The organism is Streptomyces kurssanovii (genome assembly GCF_040677245.1).
GTDB classification, from domain to species: domain Bacteria; phylum Actinomycetota; class Actinomycetes; order Streptomycetales; family Streptomycetaceae; genus Streptomyces; species Streptomyces kurssanovii.
Map to the genome: position 1 here is coordinate 14,453 of NZ_JBFAQK010000012.1, position 18,238 is coordinate 32,690.

General features: G+C 73.3%; 17 protein-coding genes. 7 read left to right on the forward strand and 10 right to left on the reverse strand.

Going from position 1 to position 18,238, the window contains the following annotated elements:
• Positions 1 to 91 precede the first annotated feature (91 nt).
• From AB0K36_RS11725 to AB0K36_RS11750, 6 genes are all read right to left on the reverse strand, one after another.
• Entirely contained in the window at positions 92 to 1,468 is a 1,377-nt protein-coding gene (locus tag AB0K36_RS11725) for a hypothetical protein (protein ID WP_364591757.1), read from the reverse strand.
• 14 nt (positions 1,469 to 1,482) lie between these two features.
• A complete protein-coding gene (locus tag AB0K36_RS11730) occupies positions 1,483 to 2,571 on the reverse strand; it encodes a hypothetical protein (RefSeq protein ID WP_364591760.1) in 1,089 nt (362 codons plus the stop codon).
• Positions 2,572 to 2,573: 2 nt separating this feature from the next.
• Positions 2,574 to 3,317, reverse strand: coding sequence for a COG1470 family protein (locus AB0K36_RS11735; protein WP_364591763.1), 744 nt, complete (start codon positions 3,315 to 3,317; stop codon positions 2,574 to 2,576).
• A gap of 3 nt (positions 3,318 to 3,320) precedes the next feature.
• Complete coding sequence (locus AB0K36_RS11740; RefSeq protein WP_364591766.1) at positions 3,321 to 3,980, reverse strand: peptidase; 660 nt, start codon at positions 3,978 to 3,980, stop codon at positions 3,321 to 3,323.
• 131 nt (positions 3,981 to 4,111) lie between these two features.
• Positions 4,112 to 4,615, reverse strand: coding sequence for an ATP-binding protein (locus AB0K36_RS11745; protein ID WP_364591769.1), 504 nt, complete (start codon positions 4,613 to 4,615; stop codon positions 4,112 to 4,114).
• A 165-nt stretch (positions 4,616 to 4,780) separates the two neighbouring features.
• Positions 4,781 to 5,149: an STAS domain-containing protein gene (locus AB0K36_RS11750; RefSeq protein WP_189469508.1), complete on the reverse strand. Its 369-nt coding sequence runs from the start codon at positions 5,147 to 5,149 to the stop codon at positions 4,781 to 4,783.
• A gap of 292 nt (positions 5,150 to 5,441) precedes the next feature.
• Here AB0K36_RS11750 and AB0K36_RS11755 point away from each other — a divergent pair, with 292 nt between their 5' ends.
• The 6 genes from AB0K36_RS11755 (at position 5,442) to AB0K36_RS11780 (ending at position 13,002) form a co-directional block, all read left to right on the forward strand.
• The gene (locus AB0K36_RS11755; RefSeq protein ID WP_364592044.1) at positions 5,442 to 6,335 is read left to right on the forward strand and encodes an RNA polymerase sigma factor SigF; all 894 of its coding nucleotides are present in this window, start codon (positions 5,442 to 5,444) and stop codon (positions 6,333 to 6,335) included.
• Between the two features lie 120 nt (positions 6,336 to 6,455).
• Complete coding sequence (locus AB0K36_RS11760) at positions 6,456 to 7,748, forward strand: DegT/DnrJ/EryC1/StrS family aminotransferase (RefSeq protein ID WP_435877845.1); 1,293 nt, start codon at positions 6,456 to 6,458, stop codon at positions 7,746 to 7,748.
• The gene (locus AB0K36_RS11765; RefSeq protein ID WP_364591772.1) at positions 7,741 to 9,666 is read left to right on the forward strand and encodes a lipopolysaccharide biosynthesis protein; all 1,926 of its coding nucleotides are present in this window, start codon (positions 7,741 to 7,743) and stop codon (positions 9,664 to 9,666) included. Before AB0K36_RS11760 ends, AB0K36_RS11765 begins: the two co-directional genes overlap by 8 nt.
• 14 nt (positions 9,667 to 9,680) lie before the next feature.
• The gene (locus AB0K36_RS11770) at positions 9,681 to 11,522 is read left to right on the forward strand and encodes a glycosyltransferase (RefSeq protein ID WP_364591775.1); all 1,842 of its coding nucleotides are present in this window, start codon (positions 9,681 to 9,683) and stop codon (positions 11,520 to 11,522) included.
• Entirely contained in the window at positions 11,519 to 11,947 is a 429-nt protein-coding gene (locus AB0K36_RS11775; RefSeq protein WP_364591778.1) for a hypothetical protein, read from the forward strand. Before AB0K36_RS11770 ends, AB0K36_RS11775 begins: the two co-directional genes overlap by 4 nt.
• Entirely contained in the window at positions 11,944 to 13,002 is a 1,059-nt protein-coding gene (locus tag AB0K36_RS11780) for a glycosyl hydrolase (RefSeq protein WP_364591781.1), read from the forward strand. The genes AB0K36_RS11775 and AB0K36_RS11780 overlap by 4 nt, the downstream gene beginning before the upstream one ends.
• A 15-nt stretch (positions 13,003 to 13,017) precedes the next feature.
• Here AB0K36_RS11780 and AB0K36_RS11785 read toward each other — a convergent pair whose 3' ends face one another.
• The 4 genes from AB0K36_RS11785 to AB0K36_RS11800 all read right to left on the reverse strand — a co-directional run bounded on the left by AB0K36_RS11785 (position 13,018) and on the right by AB0K36_RS11800 (position 17,202).
• Positions 13,018 to 13,815: a polysaccharide deacetylase family protein gene (locus AB0K36_RS11785; protein WP_364591784.1), complete on the reverse strand. Its 798-nt coding sequence runs from the start codon at positions 13,813 to 13,815 to the stop codon at positions 13,018 to 13,020.
• A 1-nt stretch (position 13,816) separates the two neighbouring features.
• Entirely contained in the window at positions 13,817 to 15,121 is a 1,305-nt protein-coding gene (locus AB0K36_RS11790) for a glycosyltransferase family 2 protein (protein ID WP_435877848.1), read from the reverse strand.
• Between the two features lie 121 nt (positions 15,122 to 15,242).
• Entirely contained in the window at positions 15,243 to 16,322 is a 1,080-nt protein-coding gene (locus AB0K36_RS11795; RefSeq protein ID WP_364592050.1) for a GNAT family N-acetyltransferase, read from the reverse strand.
• A gap of 190 nt (positions 16,323 to 16,512) precedes the next feature.
• Positions 16,513 to 17,202, reverse strand: coding sequence for an aspartate/glutamate racemase family protein (locus tag AB0K36_RS11800; RefSeq protein WP_364591790.1), 690 nt, complete (start codon positions 17,200 to 17,202; stop codon positions 16,513 to 16,515).
• A 124-nt stretch (positions 17,203 to 17,326) separates the two neighbouring features.
• Between AB0K36_RS11800 and AB0K36_RS11805 the strand changes: the two genes are divergently transcribed.
• Complete coding sequence (locus AB0K36_RS11805; protein WP_364591793.1) at positions 17,327 to 18,208, forward strand: NmrA family NAD(P)-binding protein; 882 nt, start codon at positions 17,327 to 17,329, stop codon at positions 18,206 to 18,208.
• Positions 18,209 to 18,238: the final 30 nt, after the last annotated feature.

The window sequence follows — 18,238 nt, forward strand, 5'->3', positions numbered from 1 at the left end:
CGGAGGGCCGGCACGAAGGAGACTTCGTGCCGGCCCTCCTGCCGTTCGCGCATCGCCCTCACCGGGCAAGCGCGCCGGAGGGAGCCGGGGTTCAGCGCAGGCCGCGCAGGCGCTGCCACGGGGTGAAGGTGAACACCGCACCACCGAGCAGGATCACCGTGCCGGCGACCAGGGCGAGGGCGCGCAGCGCGCCGGTGTCCTCGGCGCCGGTCTGGGCGAGGCCGCCGGAACTGCCGCCGGACGACCCCGTTCCGCCGCCGGCTGTGCCGCCGCCTGTGGTGGTGCCCCCTGACGCACCGCCGGGCTGGGCCGAGGTGTCCAGCTCCAGGGAGAACGGGACGCCGGCCGGCGGGGTGCAGGTCGTGGTCGTCCCGAGCGCCTTGACCGTCAGCACGCCGGGGCTGAGCGTCGCCTTGCCGGTGGCGCCCGGCTTGTACGTGCCCGTGAGGTCCGGGATCTCGATGGGCTCGCCGGACTTGACGGGCTCCTTGTTGGTCGGGCCCTCGACGTGGACGTAGCCCTTGTCGGCTCCGCCGAGCCGGACCTCCATGGAGGGCTTGACGGAGTCCGCCGGGATGTCGGCGGGGCTGTCCATGACGGACTTGGAGAACTTCACGGTCAGGCCGTAACCGCCGCCGCTCTTCTTGGCGTTGATCCGGACCGGGGAGACGGCGTTCTTGTCGCCGATCGGGGTCTTGCAGGCGTAGGCGACCTCGATCTCCTTGCCTTCGAAGTCGGTGGGGCCCGGGTCGGTGCCGCCGGAGGTGCTTCCTCCGGAACTGCTTCCTCCGGACGTCGTTCCGCCGGAGCTGCTGCCCCCGGAGGTGGTTCCGCCTGAGTCGGAGCCGCCGTTGGTCGTTCCTCCTGAGGTCGTTCCTCCCGAGCTGGTGCCACCGGAGGTGGTGCCGCCCGAACTCGTACCACCGGAGGTGCCGCCCTGGCCGTCCGTCACCTTGATCGTCGCGCCGGGCCGGACGGTCTCCTTCGCCGAGCACTTGGTGTCCGTCGAGATCGGCTTCGACACGTTGATGCTGTACGCGCCGGGCGTGAGCGTGATCTCTCCCGCCTTCTCCAGTTTCAGCGTGGCCTTCATGTCGGGGAGCACCATCGGGCTGTTCTTCGGGATCGGCGGGTTCTGGCGCGGGCCCTCCGCCTTGAGCTCGCCGCTCGTGGCGCCTCCCAGAGTGATCGTGCCGGTCGGCTTGACCGTGTCCTTCTCCAGGTCAAGGACGTCCGGGTTCTTCGACGCCGCCTGGACGGTCTTCCACACCACCTCGACCTCGTCGCCGACCTTCGCCTCCGAGGGCGCGGTGATCTGCACCTTGGTGGTGCCCTGTACGGGCGGCAGCCCGGAGATGGGCGGCGGAACGCACTCCGTCGCGTACGAGACCTCTGCGGCCTGTACCGGGCTCGCGGCCAGCAGCATCCCCGCTCCGCCGAGCATCAGCGCGACTCCGGCCGCGCTCATCCTCCGTTGCGTACTCACGAATGTCCCTTCGTCGTGGGCCGGTTCTCTGACGGTGCGGAAGGTGCGGACGTCGTGGACGGTGCGCCGGACCCGGAGGACCCCGAGGGGGCGGAGGGCGCGGCGTCGGGCATGAGCCACGGCAGCGCCGCCGCCGTGTCGCTCGCGGTGGCGTCGGCGGCGGCCGTGGCAGTGGTGCCTCGCCGACGGGACGGGCGGGCATGGCGGGGGTCCGGCGGCCGGACCTTGTCGACGACCGCCATACCGATACGGAACAGGGCGGCCGGCACGACCAGTGCCAGCAGCACCCAGAACACCGTCACGCCCCATGGCCTGGGCACGCCCCAAGGCTGCTCGGCGAGAACCTTCGTGCCGTACTTGACCGAGATCGAGTAGTCACCGTGCGCCCCGGCCGGGAGCTGCACCGGCAGCGTGATCCGGGCCTTCTCGCCGGGCCTGACCGTCCCGCGCCACTGCTGTTCCTCCCACTGCGGGGCGAACAGCCCGTGCGCCGTGCCGATCTGGAAGACCGGGTCCTGGACGGGGTCCGTACCGAGGTTGCCGACCGTGAACTCGAGGGTGCGGGCGGGCGGGGCGCCGAAGAGGACGAGAAGGCCCGAATCACCCTCGAGCCTGGTGCCCGTGAGCACCGCGAGCCTGCCGCCGCCGGTCTGCTCGGGAAGCGGGGCGGTGGGATGACCGGCCACGACGAACACGGCATCGACAGCCTGCTGTTCCCCCATGACGGTGGCCACATGGACGACGCAGGGGCAGGGTACGGGCGGTTCCGCGACCGGCACCTTCTTGGTGAACGACCCGGTGGAGTCTGTGGTGACCGCGCGTCCGTCCGCGTTGGCGCAGGAGTTGGTACCGCCGATCACGCCCTTGGCGGGGGTGGCCTTGCCGCAGACGAGCAGCATGAGGAGGGCACGGGGCCGCCAGCCGCTGCCGCTGACGGTGATGTCCCGGCCCTTGCCTGCCTGTGGGGCGGACAGTTCCACGCGGGGCGGGGACGCGTCCACGTCTGCCGCGACCGCCGCGGGAACGGCGGAGAGCAGGAGGAACGCTGCGAGTACGACCGCGAGGGCGCGGCGGACGGAGGGCATCGTCAGCCTCCTGCTCTTCTGGGCCGGCGGCGCAGACGGACCCACAAGAACGCGGGCGGCAACAGCGTCAGCAGCAGGGCCGGCCAGGGAAGGAAGGTCTTCGTCACCGTCGCGTCGGCGTGCACGCCGCCCGCCGCGGTGACGTCCAGGCGCAGTTCGACACGGTCCAGCGCCGGTGGGTCCCATCTCTCGGTCAGCGCGATCCGTCGCGCCGGCGGCAGTGGACGGACCTCGTGGGCGCGGCGGGTCACCGGAGCACCGAAGAGGCCGTCGGCGCGCAGTGAGACGCGCGGCGACAGGAGGGTGTTGCCGCGGTTGACGACGGTGTAGTGGACGAGACCGCCGGAGAAGGACACGTCCTCGACGGTGAGGGCGGGGACCTTCGGGCCGCTCACCCGCAGGTGGACGCGGATCGGCTCCGTGCGGCCGCCGGCCGACGCCGTGATCGTCGCGGTCCGTTCGCCCGGGGGCGTGTTCGCGGGGACGGTCACCGTGAAAGGGATCTCCGCCCGGGTGCGGGCCGGGATCGTCACCTCGCCGGTGGCGAGAGCGATCCACGGCACCGGGGCGGGCGGTGTCCTCACCTCCACCGTGAGGGCCTCGGTGCCCCGGTTGGTCAGGGACACCCGGTCCTCGAGCACCGTGCCGGGGCCGCCCTCCAGGTACACGTACTCACGCCCCGGCTCCCAGTCGGCGCCGGGTGGCGGCGCGGCCAGGGCGAGTACGAGCGCGAGAGCGGCCCGCACGGGTCAGCCCGCGGTCCGGCCGCCGCGCCGGGTCAGCCAGAGGACGCCCGCCGCCCCGGTCAGCAGTACGGTGCCGCCGAGGGTGCCGAGTGCGGTCGCCGAGTCCAGGGGGCCGGTCCTGGGCAGTTCGGACGGCCCGCCGCCCTTGGCGCCGCCCGCCACGGTGACGTCGAGCTCGAGCGAGGGCCGGGGACTGTTCTTCGGCGTGCAGGTCGTGGTCGTGCCGAGGGCCTTGATGGTCAGCACCCCGGCCGTGAAGGTGACCTTGCCGCTCTTTTTTGGGGTGTACGTACCGGAGAGGTCGTTGATCTTGATCGGGGTCTCGGCGGGCACGGCCGCGGCGTTGGGCGGACCGGACACCCGCACCTCCCCCGTCTCCGCGCCGCCCAGTTCGATGACCGCGCTCGGGTTCATGGCGCCCTTGCCCAGTTCGACCGGGCTGGAGGAGACACCCTTCTGGAAGGACATCGTGAGCGTGTACGCGCCGCCGTTCCTGACGGCTTTGATGTCGATCGGCGACACCGCGCCCTTCGGTCCGATCGGGGTTCTGCACTCGTAGTCGACGTCCACGACGGCGGCGTGCGCGGCGGGGGCGGTCAGCAGCACCGCCGGGGCCGCCATCGCCGCCGCCAGGGCGAGAGCTGTTCGTTTCCGGTACGACACGTCGGGTCCCCTCGGCCGCAATCAACTGACGACACGTCAGGTCGGGCGCTCAAGGTACGCCCGGGGCCTTGGGGAGGGAAGACAAAGAGCACGCCGTATCGGCGTGCTCTCTCAACGGATCCGGAGCGGCGTCACGCGGGTGCGGCGAGCTCCGCCCACACCGTCTTGCCCGGGGAGCCGGGCGTTCTGACGACTCCCCAGTCCATGCAGAGCCGCTGGACGATGAACATGCCGTGCCCGCCGGGCCGCCCGGCCCGGTGCGGGGTACGGGGCGCCGGCTGCCCGGCGCCACGGTCGGTGACCTCCAGGCGCAGCACTTTGCCGTCGCAGCCGACGCGCAGCTCCTCCGGCCCCTCCGCGTGCAGACAGGCATTGGTGACCAGCTCGGAGACGACCAGGAGCACGTCCTCCGCGGCGGCCCTGCGGTCGGCCGTCGCGGCGGGCAGCCAGCCCCAGTCGTAGAGCGCCTGCCGCGTGAAGTCCCGGGCGAGGGGAACGATGCCACTGGCCGCGCGCAGGGGAAGGCTGCGCACGGCGCCGCCGGACACCCCGGGTGCGGGGACGGCCGGCGCCGCGCCGGCGCCACCCGGCTCAGGGCCGGCGTCGCCCGGCTGCTGTTGCCGGGTGGTGCTCATCAGCGCTTCACCTCACCGATTCACCGATTCACCAGTTCGCCATGGTCTCAAGTACGCAGAGTGCTGGGCGTTCAACGTTCTGCGGGGGTTCTCCTGCCCGACCGGCCCGTGACAACACCCACTGAGCGGATCCGGCCCGCGTGACGCGGGCAACAGTGCGGTCCGTCAGTGGACCAGGGCCGCCTCGACGGAGTCGTGCACGGTGAAGACCGCCTCGGCCCCGGTGATCTCGAAGACCCTCGCCACCACCGGCAGCATCCCGGCCAGGTGGACGCCTCCGCCGTCGGCCTCGGCCTTCAGCCGGGCCCCGAGCAGCACGTTGAGTCCGGTGGAATCACAGAACTCGAGCTGCGAGCAGTCGATGACCAGACGTGCGCGACCCCGTTCGATCGCCTCTTCCAAGGGCACGCGCAGCAGGTCCGCCGTGTGGTGATCGAGCTCACCCACCGGCTTCACGATTTCGCTGCGGCCCTCGGTCCGAACCTCGACCTGAAGTCGGCCCCGATTGACGCTGCCGACCGTCTCGCGGTCCATGCCGTCCCTTTTCGCCGTGTCGTTCAGTGTGTCGCCACCGTGTCGTACATCACGTCAGAACCGTCGACGGACAGCGCTGACGTCCGTCGAACCCTACGCCCTCCACGCTCACACCGGTAGCCGAACTAACCGACAATACGGACATCATGCAGATATGCCACTTGCGATCGTCGTGGCAGACCGGGTAGGGCTAGTAGGGACACAACCAACACGGCCGGCTTTGGAGGCGCCGCTCACCGCAGCAGCATGTATGGGCTTCGGCAGCCATATGCCGAGAACGATGGAGGAGACCATGTCACCCCGGCTCGACGCATCGCGAACCCCCAGCGCGCCGTCGACACTGTCCACCCCCACCGACGAACAGGCCACGGGCCTCGAAGCCCTCGAGGGTCTTCCGGAGATCCCGCCGTTCGAACAGGTGGGAGCGCTGGACGCGCGAGAACTGTCCAAGACGCTCTTCGCACGCCTCGCGTCCCTCGAGGAGGGCACGCACGAGTACGCGTACGTCCGTAACACCCTGGTGGAACTGAACCTCGCCCTGGTCAAGTTCGCCGCCTCACGGTTCCGCACCCGCAGCGAACCGATGGAGGACATCATCCAGGTCGGCACGATCGGCCTGATCAAGGCGATCGACCGCTTCGAACTCAGCCGCGGCGTCGAGTTCCCCACCTTCGCGATGCCGACCATCATCGGCGAGATCAAGCGCTTCTTCCGCGACACCAGTTGGTCGGTGCGTGTGCCGCGCCGGCTGCAGGAGCTGCGGCTGGACCTCGCGAAGGCGGGTGACGAGCTCTCCCAGCAGCTCGACCGCGCCCCCACCGTCGACGAGCTCGCACAGCGGCTCGACATCGGCCGGGACGAGGTCGTGGAAGGCATGGCCGCGAGCAACGCGTACACCGCGAGCTCGCTGGACGCCCAGCCGGAGGAGGACGACAGCGAGGGCGCCCTCGCCCACCGCATCGGCTACGAGGACCACGGGCTCGAAGGCATCGAGTACGTCGAGTCGCTCAGGCCGATGATCGCGAGCCTTCCGCCGCGGGACCGTCAGATCCTCTCCCTGCGTTTCGTCGCCAACATGACGCAGTCGGAGATCGGTGAAGAGCTCGGCATCTCGCAGATGCACGTGTCCAGGCTGCTGTCCCGGACCCTCCGCAGGCTCCGCAAGGGCCTGACGCTGGAGGAGTGAGCGGACCACCTCACCTGCGCTCGGAAGGGCCCATTCCGTCAAGGAATGGGCCCTTCCCCGTTATTGACGGGGCAGTCCTGATTGGTCCACATTGACCCAGGGGCAAGTGGGGGGAAACACATGGCTCTTGGGGAGGGCTGCCCGCAGGCGTACGCACCGCTCGAAGAGCTGATGCGCCGCCGTCTGGGCAGGGAGTGCCTGTACGTGCCGTCATGCCGTCTCGGCCTCTATGTGGCGCTGCGCCACTGGTGCCGGCCCGGCGGCCGGATACTGATGTCGCCGGTCAACGACGACGTGATCTTCTTCGTGGTGCTCGCGGCCGGTCTGCGCCCCGTGCAGGCGCCGCTGCGGGCGGACGACGGCACCATCGACACCGACGCCGTCCCCGAGTCCCTGTGGCGGGGCCTTTCCGCCGTCCTCACCACCAACCTGTACGGGAACCCGGACCCGGCCCCCGAACTGCGCGCACGCTGCGACGCGTCGGGCATCCCGCTGCTGGAGGACGCGGCGCACGCCATCGGCACCGTGCTGGCCGGGCGGCCCGTCGGCGGCTTCGGCGACGCCGCAGTCTTCAGCCTCTCCAAGCACACCGGCGCCGGCACGGGCGGTTTCCTCGCCCTCGCCGACCCCGCGCTGCGGAAGGAGATGGCGCAGGCCAGGGACGCGCTGCTCGCACCGGGGCGGCTGCCGGCGGAGCTCGCCTACGGGCTGCGGCCGTACGCGGAGGCCGGGCTGCGGGGCCTGCGGCTGACCGGAGCGGCACGCGCGGCGCTGCGGCTCCTCGGTCTCGAGGAGCGTACGGAGATCCGGATGGCGCTGCGCCCGGACGAACTGGCGCGTGCGCTCCGGCGGTCCCCGTCGCTCGACGCGTTCGACTCCTGGGCGCGGGTGGACATGCACAGCTACCGACTCGTGCCGGGCCCGCTGAGGTTACGGCGCGCGGAGCGGCTGCTCGGGCGACTCGACGAGCGGCTCGCGGCCCATCTCGCGGGCACGCAGCGGCTCTTGGACACTGAGTGGGCCGCTCCCCGGCCGGGCCCCGCGCAGCCGCTGTTCCGGGTGCCGCTGCTGGTGGAGGACCGGGCCGCCGCGACGGCGGCCCTGGCCCGGCACCGGATCACCGTGGGTTACCTGTACGACCCGCCGCTCGACCGGTACGCGGGCGACCGCTTCACGGACCCGTCGCCCGCCCCCGCCGGGGCGTCGTGGTTCGCGCGCCACGCCCTGCCGGTCGATCCGCTGCGGGCCGAACAGGCCGCGGCCGTCCTGGACCGCGCCGGCACACGTCCGGCCAGGCAGCCTCGGACCGCCCCCACCCGGGCGCCGGCCCGTGTCCCGCCCCATGTCCTTGGGCACGCCGCCCCCTCCCTGGCGGCCCCGCGGCCACCCCGCCGGGGCGATGCCGGTGCCTGACGCTCCCGGCACGGGCGAGGGCGCGGACACGGCGACGGCCGTGCCGCTCCTCGGGGCCCGGCCGGGCGGCGAGAAGGCGGCCGGGGACCCGCCGACGGACGTCCCTGACGCGCACACCGGCGCACCCGGGCACGGCTCCGGTGACTCCCTGTTCCGCAACGCCTACGCGCTCATGCTCTCGACCGGGGTGTCCGCCGCGCTGGGACTCGGATTCTGGCTGGTGGCCGCCCGCCATTACACCCAGGAGGCCGTCGGGCAGGGGTCCGCCGCCATCGCGGCGATGCGGCTGCTCTCCTCGCTCACCGCGACCACCATGATCGGCGCGGTCGTCCGGTACGTGCCCCGGGCCGGGCGCGGGACCGGGCCGCTGGTGCGGCGGGCGTACGCGCTCAGCTCGCTCGTCGTGTGCCTGGCGTCCGTCGCGTTCCTCTTCACGCTGGACCTGTGGGGCCCGTCGTACGCGCCGCTCGGAGGCCTCGCCGCCGGAGCCGTCTTCACGGCGTCCTGTATCGGCTGGGCGCTGCTCACCCTCCAGGACGGCGTGCTCACCGGTCTGCGCAGAGCCGTATGGGTGCCGGTCGGCAACACCGTGTTCTCCGTCGGCAAGCTGCTGCTGCTCGTGGTGTTCGCCGGAGCCCTGCCGGTGCTCGGCATCTTCGTGTCCTGGGCCGTGGCGATCGCCCTGTCCGTCCTGCCCCTCGGCTGGATGGTCTTCCGCCGGCTGATCCCGCGTCAGGCGGCGGCCGACCACGACCGCGAGCCGCCGAGCCTGCGCGACATCGGCCGCTTCCTGGCGGGCGACTCGGTGGGATCGCTGTTCTCCCTGGCCATGATCAACCTGCTGCCGGTGATGGTCGCCGTCAGCTTCGACGCCGCGCACAACGGCTTCTTCTACATCGCCTACACCGTCGGCGGGACGATGGAGTTCATGGCCATCAACATGGCCTCCTCGCTGACGGCGCACGCCTCGCACAGTCCACAGACCCTGGCCGCGGGGGTGCGCGGCGCACTGCGCCGGATGGCGATGCTGCTCGTCCCGGTCGTGGCCGTCCTCGTCGTGTTCGCCCCGCAGATCCTCGCCCCCTTCGGCGAGGACTACGCGGCCCACGGCACCACCGTGCTGCGGCTGCTGGCGGCGGCGGCCCTGCCCCGGGTCGCCGTGGAGCTGTACATCGGGGTCCTGCGGGTCCAGGGGCGTACGGGCGTGCTGGCCCTGCTCCAGGCCGCCATGTGCCTGCTGGTCCTCGGCAGCGCGGCGCTGCTGCTGGGCCCGGCAGGGATCGCGGGGGCCGGCTGGGCGGTACTGCTGTCGATGACGGCGATGGCGCTGGTGTGCGTGCCGGGGCTGCGTGCGGTCCTCGCCGGGGGGCGCCCGCCCCGCCCAGGGCTCCGCGCCCGGGCGGCCCGGGCGCGTGCGCGCGTCGGCGAGGAGTGGGCGGTCACCGTGCTGTGGCTGTTCCTCGGGTTCGGCGCGGGTCTGTTCTGGACGCCGTTGGCGCACCGGCCGGGCGCCGGCCACGTCGACTGGCCGTGGGCCCTGCCCGCGCTGAGCCTCGCGGGTCTCTCGCTGCTCCTCGTCGTCCAGGTCGCGGCCGCCGCCCTGCCGACGCCGCAACCCTGGCTCCTCGGTGGCGGGCTGCTCGCCACGTTCGCCGCACTGCACACCGCGCCGTGGAGCGGTCCGCGGACCGCAGCAGGGCAACTCCTGTGTCTTTCGGCCGTGTTCGTGGCCCTGCGGCTCGTCCGCATGCCGGGCGTCGCCCGCTGGGCCGTCCTGCTGCTGCTCCTCTCCGGCGGGCGGGCCCTGCGGGAGCAGCTCGACGCCGTCCTGCTCCCGCTGCAACTGTCCCTGCTCTGCGCGGTACTTGTCCTCGTCCTGCTGCGCGGGCGCCGTCGCCGACACCGCCGTATCGAATGACCTGGGGGAAAAGCGTGCACCTGCCCGTCACCTCGGACGCCGGACCCGCGGCGGAGACGTCCGGCCCGCCCGCCGCCGACCCCGTCGGCGTGCGCCGGCGCGTGCCCTGGGGCGCGGCGCTGCCCCTCGTGGGCGCGCTCGCCCTGTGGGCGCACTCGGTACTGCGCACGGATCCGGCCGGGCTCGGCGACTTCGGGCTGGTCGGTGCGCTGCCCGTCACGTACTGGGCGGCTCTGGCGCTGCTGACCGGTGGCTTCTGGTACTGCGTGCGCGATCCGGCGCGCGGCGGCGGATGGCCGGCGGCGTACGTGCTCGGGCTGCTGCTGCTCGAGCGGGCCACCCAGGCGCTCGTCTACCCGACCGCGCTGTACGCGTGGGCGTGGAAGCACGACGCGGTCGTGGAGCATCTGCTGTCCGCCGGCCGGCTGGAGACGACGGCGGAACGGCTCGGTGACATGGCCGTCTACGACCAGTGGCCGGGCTTCTTCGCCGCGCAGGCGGGGCTCGTACGGCTCACGGGCGCGGAGAGCGCGGCGGTCTTCATGGCTTGGTGGCCGCTGTTCTCGAGCCTGCTGCTGCTCGCTCCGCTCCTGCTGGTCTACCGCACCTTCACCCAGGACCGCAGGCTCGTCTGGACGGCCGTCTGGCTGTTCCACGTCGCCAACTGGGTCGGCCAGGACTACTTCTCACCGCAGTCCCTGGCGTTCGCCCTGTATCTCGGTGTGATCGCGGTCGTACTGCGCCGCGGTGGCCGGACCGAGGACGGCCGGCGGCCCGGGGGCCGCCTCCTGTGGACGGCCCTGCTGCTTCCGCCGATCGCGGCCGTCGTCGTCTCGCACCAGCTCACGCCGGTGATGCTGGGGGCGGGGCTCACCGCGCTGTGCCTGATCCGCGACCGCCGCACGTGGGCGCTGCCCGCGCTTGTGGTGCTGGCCGTGGTGTTCCTGGCCTGGAACCTGACCGTCTCGCTGCCCTTCCTGCGCGAGGCGGTGCCCGAGATGCTCCGGTCCTTCGGCGATGTGCGCGGCAATCTGGAGACGGGCTACGGGTCGACGCCGACCGGGACCGGCCCGGTGACCGTGTCGTGGGTGGCCCGGCTGCTGTCGGGGGCGGTGCTGCTGCTCGCCGCGCTCGGCGTGCTGCGGCGGACGGCGCTGCGGACCCGGGCCCGGCCCCTGCTGCTGCTCACCGCCGTCCCGCTGCTGATGCTCGTCGCGAACGACTACGGCAGCGAGATGATCTTCCGGGTGCTGCTGTTCATGCTGCCCGGCGCGTGCTTCTTCGCGGCGGCGGCCCTGCTGCCCCCGGCGGCGGCAGGCGCCGCCCCGGACGCCCCGGACGCGGGACCGGTCCGTGGCGGGCGACGGCGGACGGCTCTCGCCGGGGCCGCGCTGCTCGTGCTCACCGCCGCGTTCGTCCCCGCCTACGCGGGCAAGGACCGGCTCAGCTACTTCCCGCCGGACGAGGTCGAGCTCGTCCGGCAGGTGATCGACGGCGCTCCGCCCGGCTCGCTCGTCGTCGCCGCGCACCGCAACTACCCACTGGCGTACGCCTCGTACGGGGAGATCGGCCACTACTGGTTCCTCGAGGACGCCAAAAGCCATGTGCGGGAGGTCCTCGGTGACCCGGCCGGCACCCTCGCCCGCGACATGGCGGGCGTGGCACCGCCGGGCCGGGCGTACTTCCTGCTCACCAGGGGCCAGATCGCGGGCTCCGAGATGAACGGCATGCTCAGCGCCGCGGAGCTGCGGCGCATCGAACGGTCCGTCGCCGACTCGCCCTTGTTCGAGCGGGTCGGCGGCAACAGCGCCGGCGTCGTCTACGCACTCAGGCCCACGACAGGGAGCACACCATGAGACCCGGGTCGCTCACATTCCGGCTGCTGCCGCCGCTGGTGGGCTGGTGCGCGGTGGCCGCCACCGCGCTGCCCGCCGCCTCGCCGCTGCGCACACTGCCCGTCGTCGCGTTCCTCCTCGCGGGCCCCGGCGCCGCCGTCGTCCGCGTCTGCGCGCCCGCCCTGCGCCGTTACGGCGCGGCCGCCCACGACGGTTTCACCCGCGACTCCGACCGGCTGGAGCAGCTCGTGCTGGCGCTCTTCCTGAGTGTGAGCGCGGCGGTCCTCTGCGCGACCGCGCTGCTCGCCGCCGGCGCCTTCAGCGGACTGCGGCTCCTGGTCCTGCTGGCCGCGGCGACCACGCTCGCGGCGTGCTGCCCGCAGGTCACCGGCCGGGCGCCGGCCGCCCGTTCCGCCTCCCCGCCGCGGAAGGGGTCCGTCACGTGACCCGCACCGCCGCAGTGCCGGGGCACCACCGCCGGCCCTGGCTGGCGGTGGTGTCCGCGGTGCTGCTCTGCGGGGTGCTCGCCCTCACCTTCGCGAGCCCCAGGGACAGCGCCCCGCCCTCGCCCGACAGTCCCCGGTGCCGCGCCACCGAACTGCTGGTGCCCCCTTGCGGCGCCTGGTTCGGCGCCTACGTGCGGCACGAGAAGACCGACCTGGAGGAGAAGGTCCTCGCCTACGAGAAGCGGCTGGGACGCCGGCTGGACATCGTGTACGCCTACCACGACATGTCCACCGACGGCCTCGAGGGCCGGCTGCTGACCGAGCAGGAACAGCGCGTCGGCCGGGACCGTCTGCTGCTGCTGTCGTGGGAGAGCAAGTGGTGGAACGGCCGGCCGGAACAGCAGCCGACCTGGCGGCAGATCGCGGCGGGGCGGCTCGACCGAAGCGTCGTGGACGTGCAGGCGCGGCGGATCAAGGCGTACGGGAAGAAGGTGTTCCTCTCGTTCGACCTCGAGATGGACACCCGCACCCCGGCCGCGGGGACGCCGGAGGAGTACGTCGCCGCCTACCGCCACATCCACGACCGGTTCCGGGAACTGGGCGTCCGGAACGTCGTCTGGACCTGGGTCGTCACCGGCTGGACCGGGCACGCGGCACTGTTCCCTCGGCTGTATCCGGGCGACGCGTACGTCGACTGGATCGGCTACAACCAGTACAACTACTTCCGCTGCCACCGGAGCTCCTGGAAGAGCTTCGAGGAGACGCAGACCGCGTCCCACCGGTGGATCAGGGAACACATCTCCCGGGACAAGCCCCTGATGCTGTCCGAATTCGGCACGGCCGACGATCCGGCCCGCCCCGGCGCGCAGGCCGAGTGGTACGCCGAGGTCCCGGGCGTGGTGAAGGAACTGGACGGGGTGCGGGCCGCGCTCCAGTGGAACCACCGCGATCCCGGGCCCGGCTGCGACCTGTCGCTCGCGCGGGAGTCCTCGTGGCAGGGCCTGCGCCACGCCCTGTCCGACCCGTACTTCGGCCAGCGTGTGCCCCGGGGCTGAGCCGGGCCCTCGGGGTCAGCCCGCGAACTGCCGCCCCCGCACCACCGCGCGGGCACGCCGGTACAGCCGCCAGCCCACGGTCGGCAGCCCGTCGCGGAACGGCGCGACGGGCACACCGCCCCCCGCGTCCATCCACGCCTCGACGTCCGCCACCGTGTGCGTGCGGCGCACGATGAGGCGGGCGATGCGGTACGCCTCGTCGGCCGGTGAGCTCAGCGCGTGCCGCACCGCGGCGGCCGACGCGTAGCCCGCCGCGGCCGCCGCCCTGCGGACGGCTCGGCTGTTGTAGCCGTGCGGATAGGCGAGATGCGTCACCTCGTGGCCGAGCACGTCCTCCAACTCCGTCTTCGCCTCGCGCAGTTCCCGGTCCAGTTCGGCGGGCGGCAGGGTGTCGAGCTGCGGATGGGTGACGGTGTGCGCGCCCACTTCCATGCCGTACTGCTCCAGCAGCGGCGCCCGGGACAGGGTCATCATCGGCGCGGGCGGCAGCAGGCTGGTCCGGCCGGGCGTGAGCGCGCCGGTGGTGAGATACGCGGTGACCGGCATGCTGCGGCCGGCGAGCGCTTCCGCGGTCGGCCCGGGCAGATCGGCGAAACCGTCGTCGAAGGTGAGGACGACGGGCCGCGGGGGCAGTGGCCCGCCGCCGGTGAGCGCGTCCACGAGTGTGCCGACGGTGACCGGGGTGCGTCCGCTCGCCGCGACGGCGTCGAGATGCGCCCCGAACTGCGCCGGGGTGACGGTGAATTCGGCGATCCAGGCAGGGGGTTCTTCCATGACGGCGTGGTAGAGCAGCACCGGGACGGCGTCCGGCATGTCAGCGCCTCCCCGCCTCGACGTCGGGCAGCTCGAAGCCGCGCAGCCGCAGCCGTGCCCGCAGGTATCCGAGCGGGCCGGCGAGCATCCCCCGGCGTTCCAGCCGGGACAGATGGCGCGGCCACGGATGCTCCCCGGCCCCGTGCGTCCCCGGCACCCCGCCCGCGCCGGCCTCCCGGGACGCGGTGATCGCACGGGCGTGGGCGAGGCCGGCCGGCAGCCTGCGCAGCAGTGCGGGCAGCAGCGCCGGGCGGCGGACCAGCAGGGCGGTCAGGGCGGCGGTCAGGCCGGCGCCGTACCCGTACGCCTGCCCGGTCAGGTCCCGCCATGTCTCACGGTGGTGGTGCCACACCAGCGCCTGCGGCGTGTAGTGCAGGCGGTGTCCCGCGGCGAGGACGGAGACGAACGCGTACAGGTCGTCGCCGCCGCGTGCGGGCGTGCCCGTGCCGGTGGCCGGGTCGAAGCCGCCCATCCCGCGCAGCACGGCGGCCCGGAAGGCCATGTTGGCCCCGGACCCGAAGCTGCCCGCGGTGAACGGGAACAGCGGCTGGTCGGCGGGCGGGCGCAGCGGGTCGTACGTGCGCGGCGTGAACCCCTTGGCGAAGCCGCCGTGGCTCTCCAGCAGGATCTGCGCCGGGGTGCCCAGCCGGGCGGGCAGGATCAGGCCGGTCGTGCAGCCGAGCCGCGGATCGTCGGCGAACGGCGCGGTGAGCGACGTGAGCCAGTGCGGGTCCGCGACCACGTCGTCGTCCGTGAACGCGAGCACCGCGCCGTCGGCGACGGCGACGCCCCTGTTGTGGGCGACGGCGAGGCCCGGCACGGTTTCGCCGACGTACCGGACGCGTACGGTCCGCAGGCCGCCGTACTTGTTCTCGACGAGATCGCGGGTGGCGGTCGTGACGGGGGCGCTGTCGACGACGACGATCTCGTACTCCGGGTGGTCCTGGGCGAGCAGCGAGTCGAGGACGCGGGCGAGCCGCCCGGCGCCCTCGCGGGTGGCGACGACGACGCTGGTACGCGGCAGGTCGCCGTGCGGCGGCGCGGCCGGGGGCTCCCGGCCGGCGAGCCGCGCGCGGGCTGCCACGGCCACCGCGTCGACAGCCCTGCGCCCGGGCGGTACGCGGCACACCACGGTGGCGACGGGCCTGCCCCGCACCCGGACCAGCGCGAAGACGTCGCCCGCCGCACCGGACGCCGGCTCCGCGAGCGGGGTGCCCGGCAGTGGGCAGGCCTGCCCCGGCGGGGCCGGACCGAAGGCGAGGACCCGCCCGTCGGGGCCGTCGAGGTCCAGTTCCGCCACCCGCATCGGCGCCGGCGGGCGCGGCAGGCCGGGCGGAGCGGGCCGTAGTGATCTGCTCAGCATGCGTGTCCCCCTGGTGTGCGTACGGTGCGCCGCCGTGCCGTGCCCGCGAGGGCCGCGTCCGGCGTCAGCGGGTCCCCCGCAGCCGGCCCACCCGGTTCAGCGTCCGTCGGGCCCGCGCGGCGAGCCACGGGTGGTCGCGGACGAATCCATGGGCCCGGCGCACCGGTTCGCGGCCGAGCCAGTACAGCGCGGCCCCCGGGCCCGGCCGCAGGGTCGCGCCCTCGTGGACGCGCAGCTCGCCGGTCTTGAGGGCGTCCTTGTACTCGGCGGCCCCACGGCCGAGGTCCAGCAGCGCGACGCCCTCGCCGGCCGCCGCCTCCGCCATCCTCAGATGCAGGATCAGACCGGGTGAGAACTTGGCGAACTCGGGCTCGTACGCCGGGAACCAGCAGGACAGCACGGTGCGCGAACGCAGCCCGAAGTGCGCGGCGACCGGCCGGTCACCGGCGTACAGCACGGAGAGCGTTCCCCGGCAGCCGGCCGCCCTCGACTCGTGCAGCTGCCTCACCAGGGTGCTGATCCACCGCTGGGAGAAGCGGTCCCTGCGGCCGGTCCTGCGGTACTGGGCGGACTTCCAGGACATCAGCGTCCGCAGCACCCCTGGGTCCCGCTCGTCCAGGACGAACCGCACGCCGCCCGCCTGCCGGCCGAGCCTGCGCTCCTTCGCGAGCGTGGTCCGCAGGAACTTGGGCGACCGCTCCCGGAGCCGCTCCTCGTAGGCGGCGTATCCCGCGGCGACGTCGATGACGGGCGAGCCGAACGCGTCGGCCGCGTCCGGCTCGAACAGTTTCTGGCCCGCCTCGAGGTTGTCGAACTCCCAGGCCGCCAGCGAGCACGCCCGCAGCAGTTCACGCGGGTCGAGGCCCAGACCCGGCCGCAGGACCGCGCCCTGGCAGTCGGACACACCGAGACCGATGGCCCGGCCACGCCCCAACGGCCCGCGCTCGTACGGGAAGAAGCCGGCCGGTTCCCCGCCCTCCCACAGCACGGCCACTCTCGCCTGGGCACGCACCCGGCCGACCGCGAGGGTGAACTCGGGCTCCATGAACGGGTTCGCGGGTGCTTCCGCACCCGCGCGCATCTCCCGCCACGCCTCCGTCTGGCTCGCGCCCAGCTCCCCCGGCGTCACGACACTGATCCGCACATCGCTCAACTCGACCCCCCAGCCTTGCCTTTGAGCTTTCAACAAGCTCGCCCCCAGGAGAGCGACGGTACCGGCCGAAATACCGACACGGTAGGGAGCGTCACGCTTCTTCTGACGCGTGCCGGTTCGCCCGCGCGCCCCCGTGGTCCGTCGCCCGGACCGGGCCGGTCAGCCTGGCGCCCGTCCGGGCTCAGGCCAGCGCGGCCTCGACGGCCGCCCGCGCGTGCAGTGTCGTCGTCGCGAACACGGGCACAGGGCTGTCGCCGGGCCCGATCAGCAGCTCGATCTCGGTGCAGCCGAGGACGACGCCCTGCGCTCCGGCACCGACCAGCTCGCCGATGACGTCCTGGTAGCGGGCACGGGACTCGTCCCGCACGACACCGAGGCACAACTCGTCGTAGATCACCCGGTGGACCAGTGCGCGTCCCTCGGCGTCCGGGGTGAGGACCTCGAGCCCATGACCGGCGAGGCGTTCGCGGTAGAAGTCCTGCTCCATCGTGAAGGCGGTGCCCAGCAGGCCGACGCGGGTGAGACCACGGGCCTTGACGGCGTCCGCGGTGGCGTCCGCCAGGTGCAGCAGCGGCACCCGGACCGCGGCCTCGACCTGGCCGGCGACCTTGTGCATGGTGTTGGTGCAGATCAGCAGCAGGTCGGCGCCGGCGGCCTCAAGACCTCGGGCGGCCGCCGCGAGGATCTCCCCGGCACGCTCCCACTCACCGGCCGTCTGGAGCTGCTCGATCTCCGCGAAGTCGACGGAGTGGAGCACACATCGCGCCGAGTGGAGCCCGCCGAGCCGGTCCCGTACGAGCTCGTTGAGAAGCCGGTAGTACTCCGCGCTGGATTCCCAGCTCATGCCGCCGATCAGCCCGATGGTTCGCATCCGCCCACTGTCGCATGTCGCGCACCACGGGGCCGCCGGCGCCCGCGACACTGGTGCGCACACCGGCCGGACCGCGCGTCCCGGCAGGAGAGGACCGCGCAACCCAGCAGGAGAGGACACCGTCATGGTCCCAGTCATCGCAGTCACCGGAGCGAGCGGCCGCGTCGGCGGCCGGGTGGCGCGCCGGCTCTCCGGTGCGGACGCCGCGACGCGGCTGATCGGCCGCGATCCCACCCGGCTGCCCGAACTGCCGGGCGCGACCGTGGCACGCCCCGCCTCCTACGGCGACGGCGAGGCGATGCGGCGCGCCCTCGACGGGGCGCAGACCCTGTTCCTGGTCTCCGCGCACGAGGCTCCGGACCGGGTGAAGGCGCACTGCACGGCGGTGGACGCGGCGGTCGCCGCGGGCGTCGAGCGGATCGTGTACGTGTCGTTCGTCGGCGCGGCGCCGGACGCGACGTTCACGTTCGCCCGCGACCACTGGCACACCGAGCAGTACATCCGCTCCTGCGGGGTGCGCCACACCTTCCTGCGGGACGACTTCTATCTGGCCGCGTTCCCCGCGATGACCGGCACGGACGGGGTGCTGCGCGGTCCGGGCGGCCAGGGCCGGGTGGCCGCCGTCGCCCACGACGACATCGCCGACGCGGCGGCGGCCGTGCTGCTGGACGGGACGCGCACGCACGACAGGGTCGTGTACGACCTCACCGGCCCCGACGCCTTCACCCTCGCGGAGGCGGCGAAGACGCTGAGCGAGGTCACCGGCCGTACCGTCCGCTACCACCTCGAGTCCCGCGACGAGGCGTACGCCTCCAGGGCCGGGTACGGCGCGGAGGAGTGGGAGGTGACGGGCTGGGTCAGCTCGTACGAGGCGATCGCACGGGGCGAGATGGCCGCCGTCTCCGACGCGGTGCCCCGGCTGACGGGCCACCCGGCACAGGGGCTGCGCGACTATCTGGTGACACACCCGGGCAGCTGGCGGCACCTGCTGCCCGGGACAGCCTGAGCCGGCCCGGCCCCAGGCTCAGGATCGGCA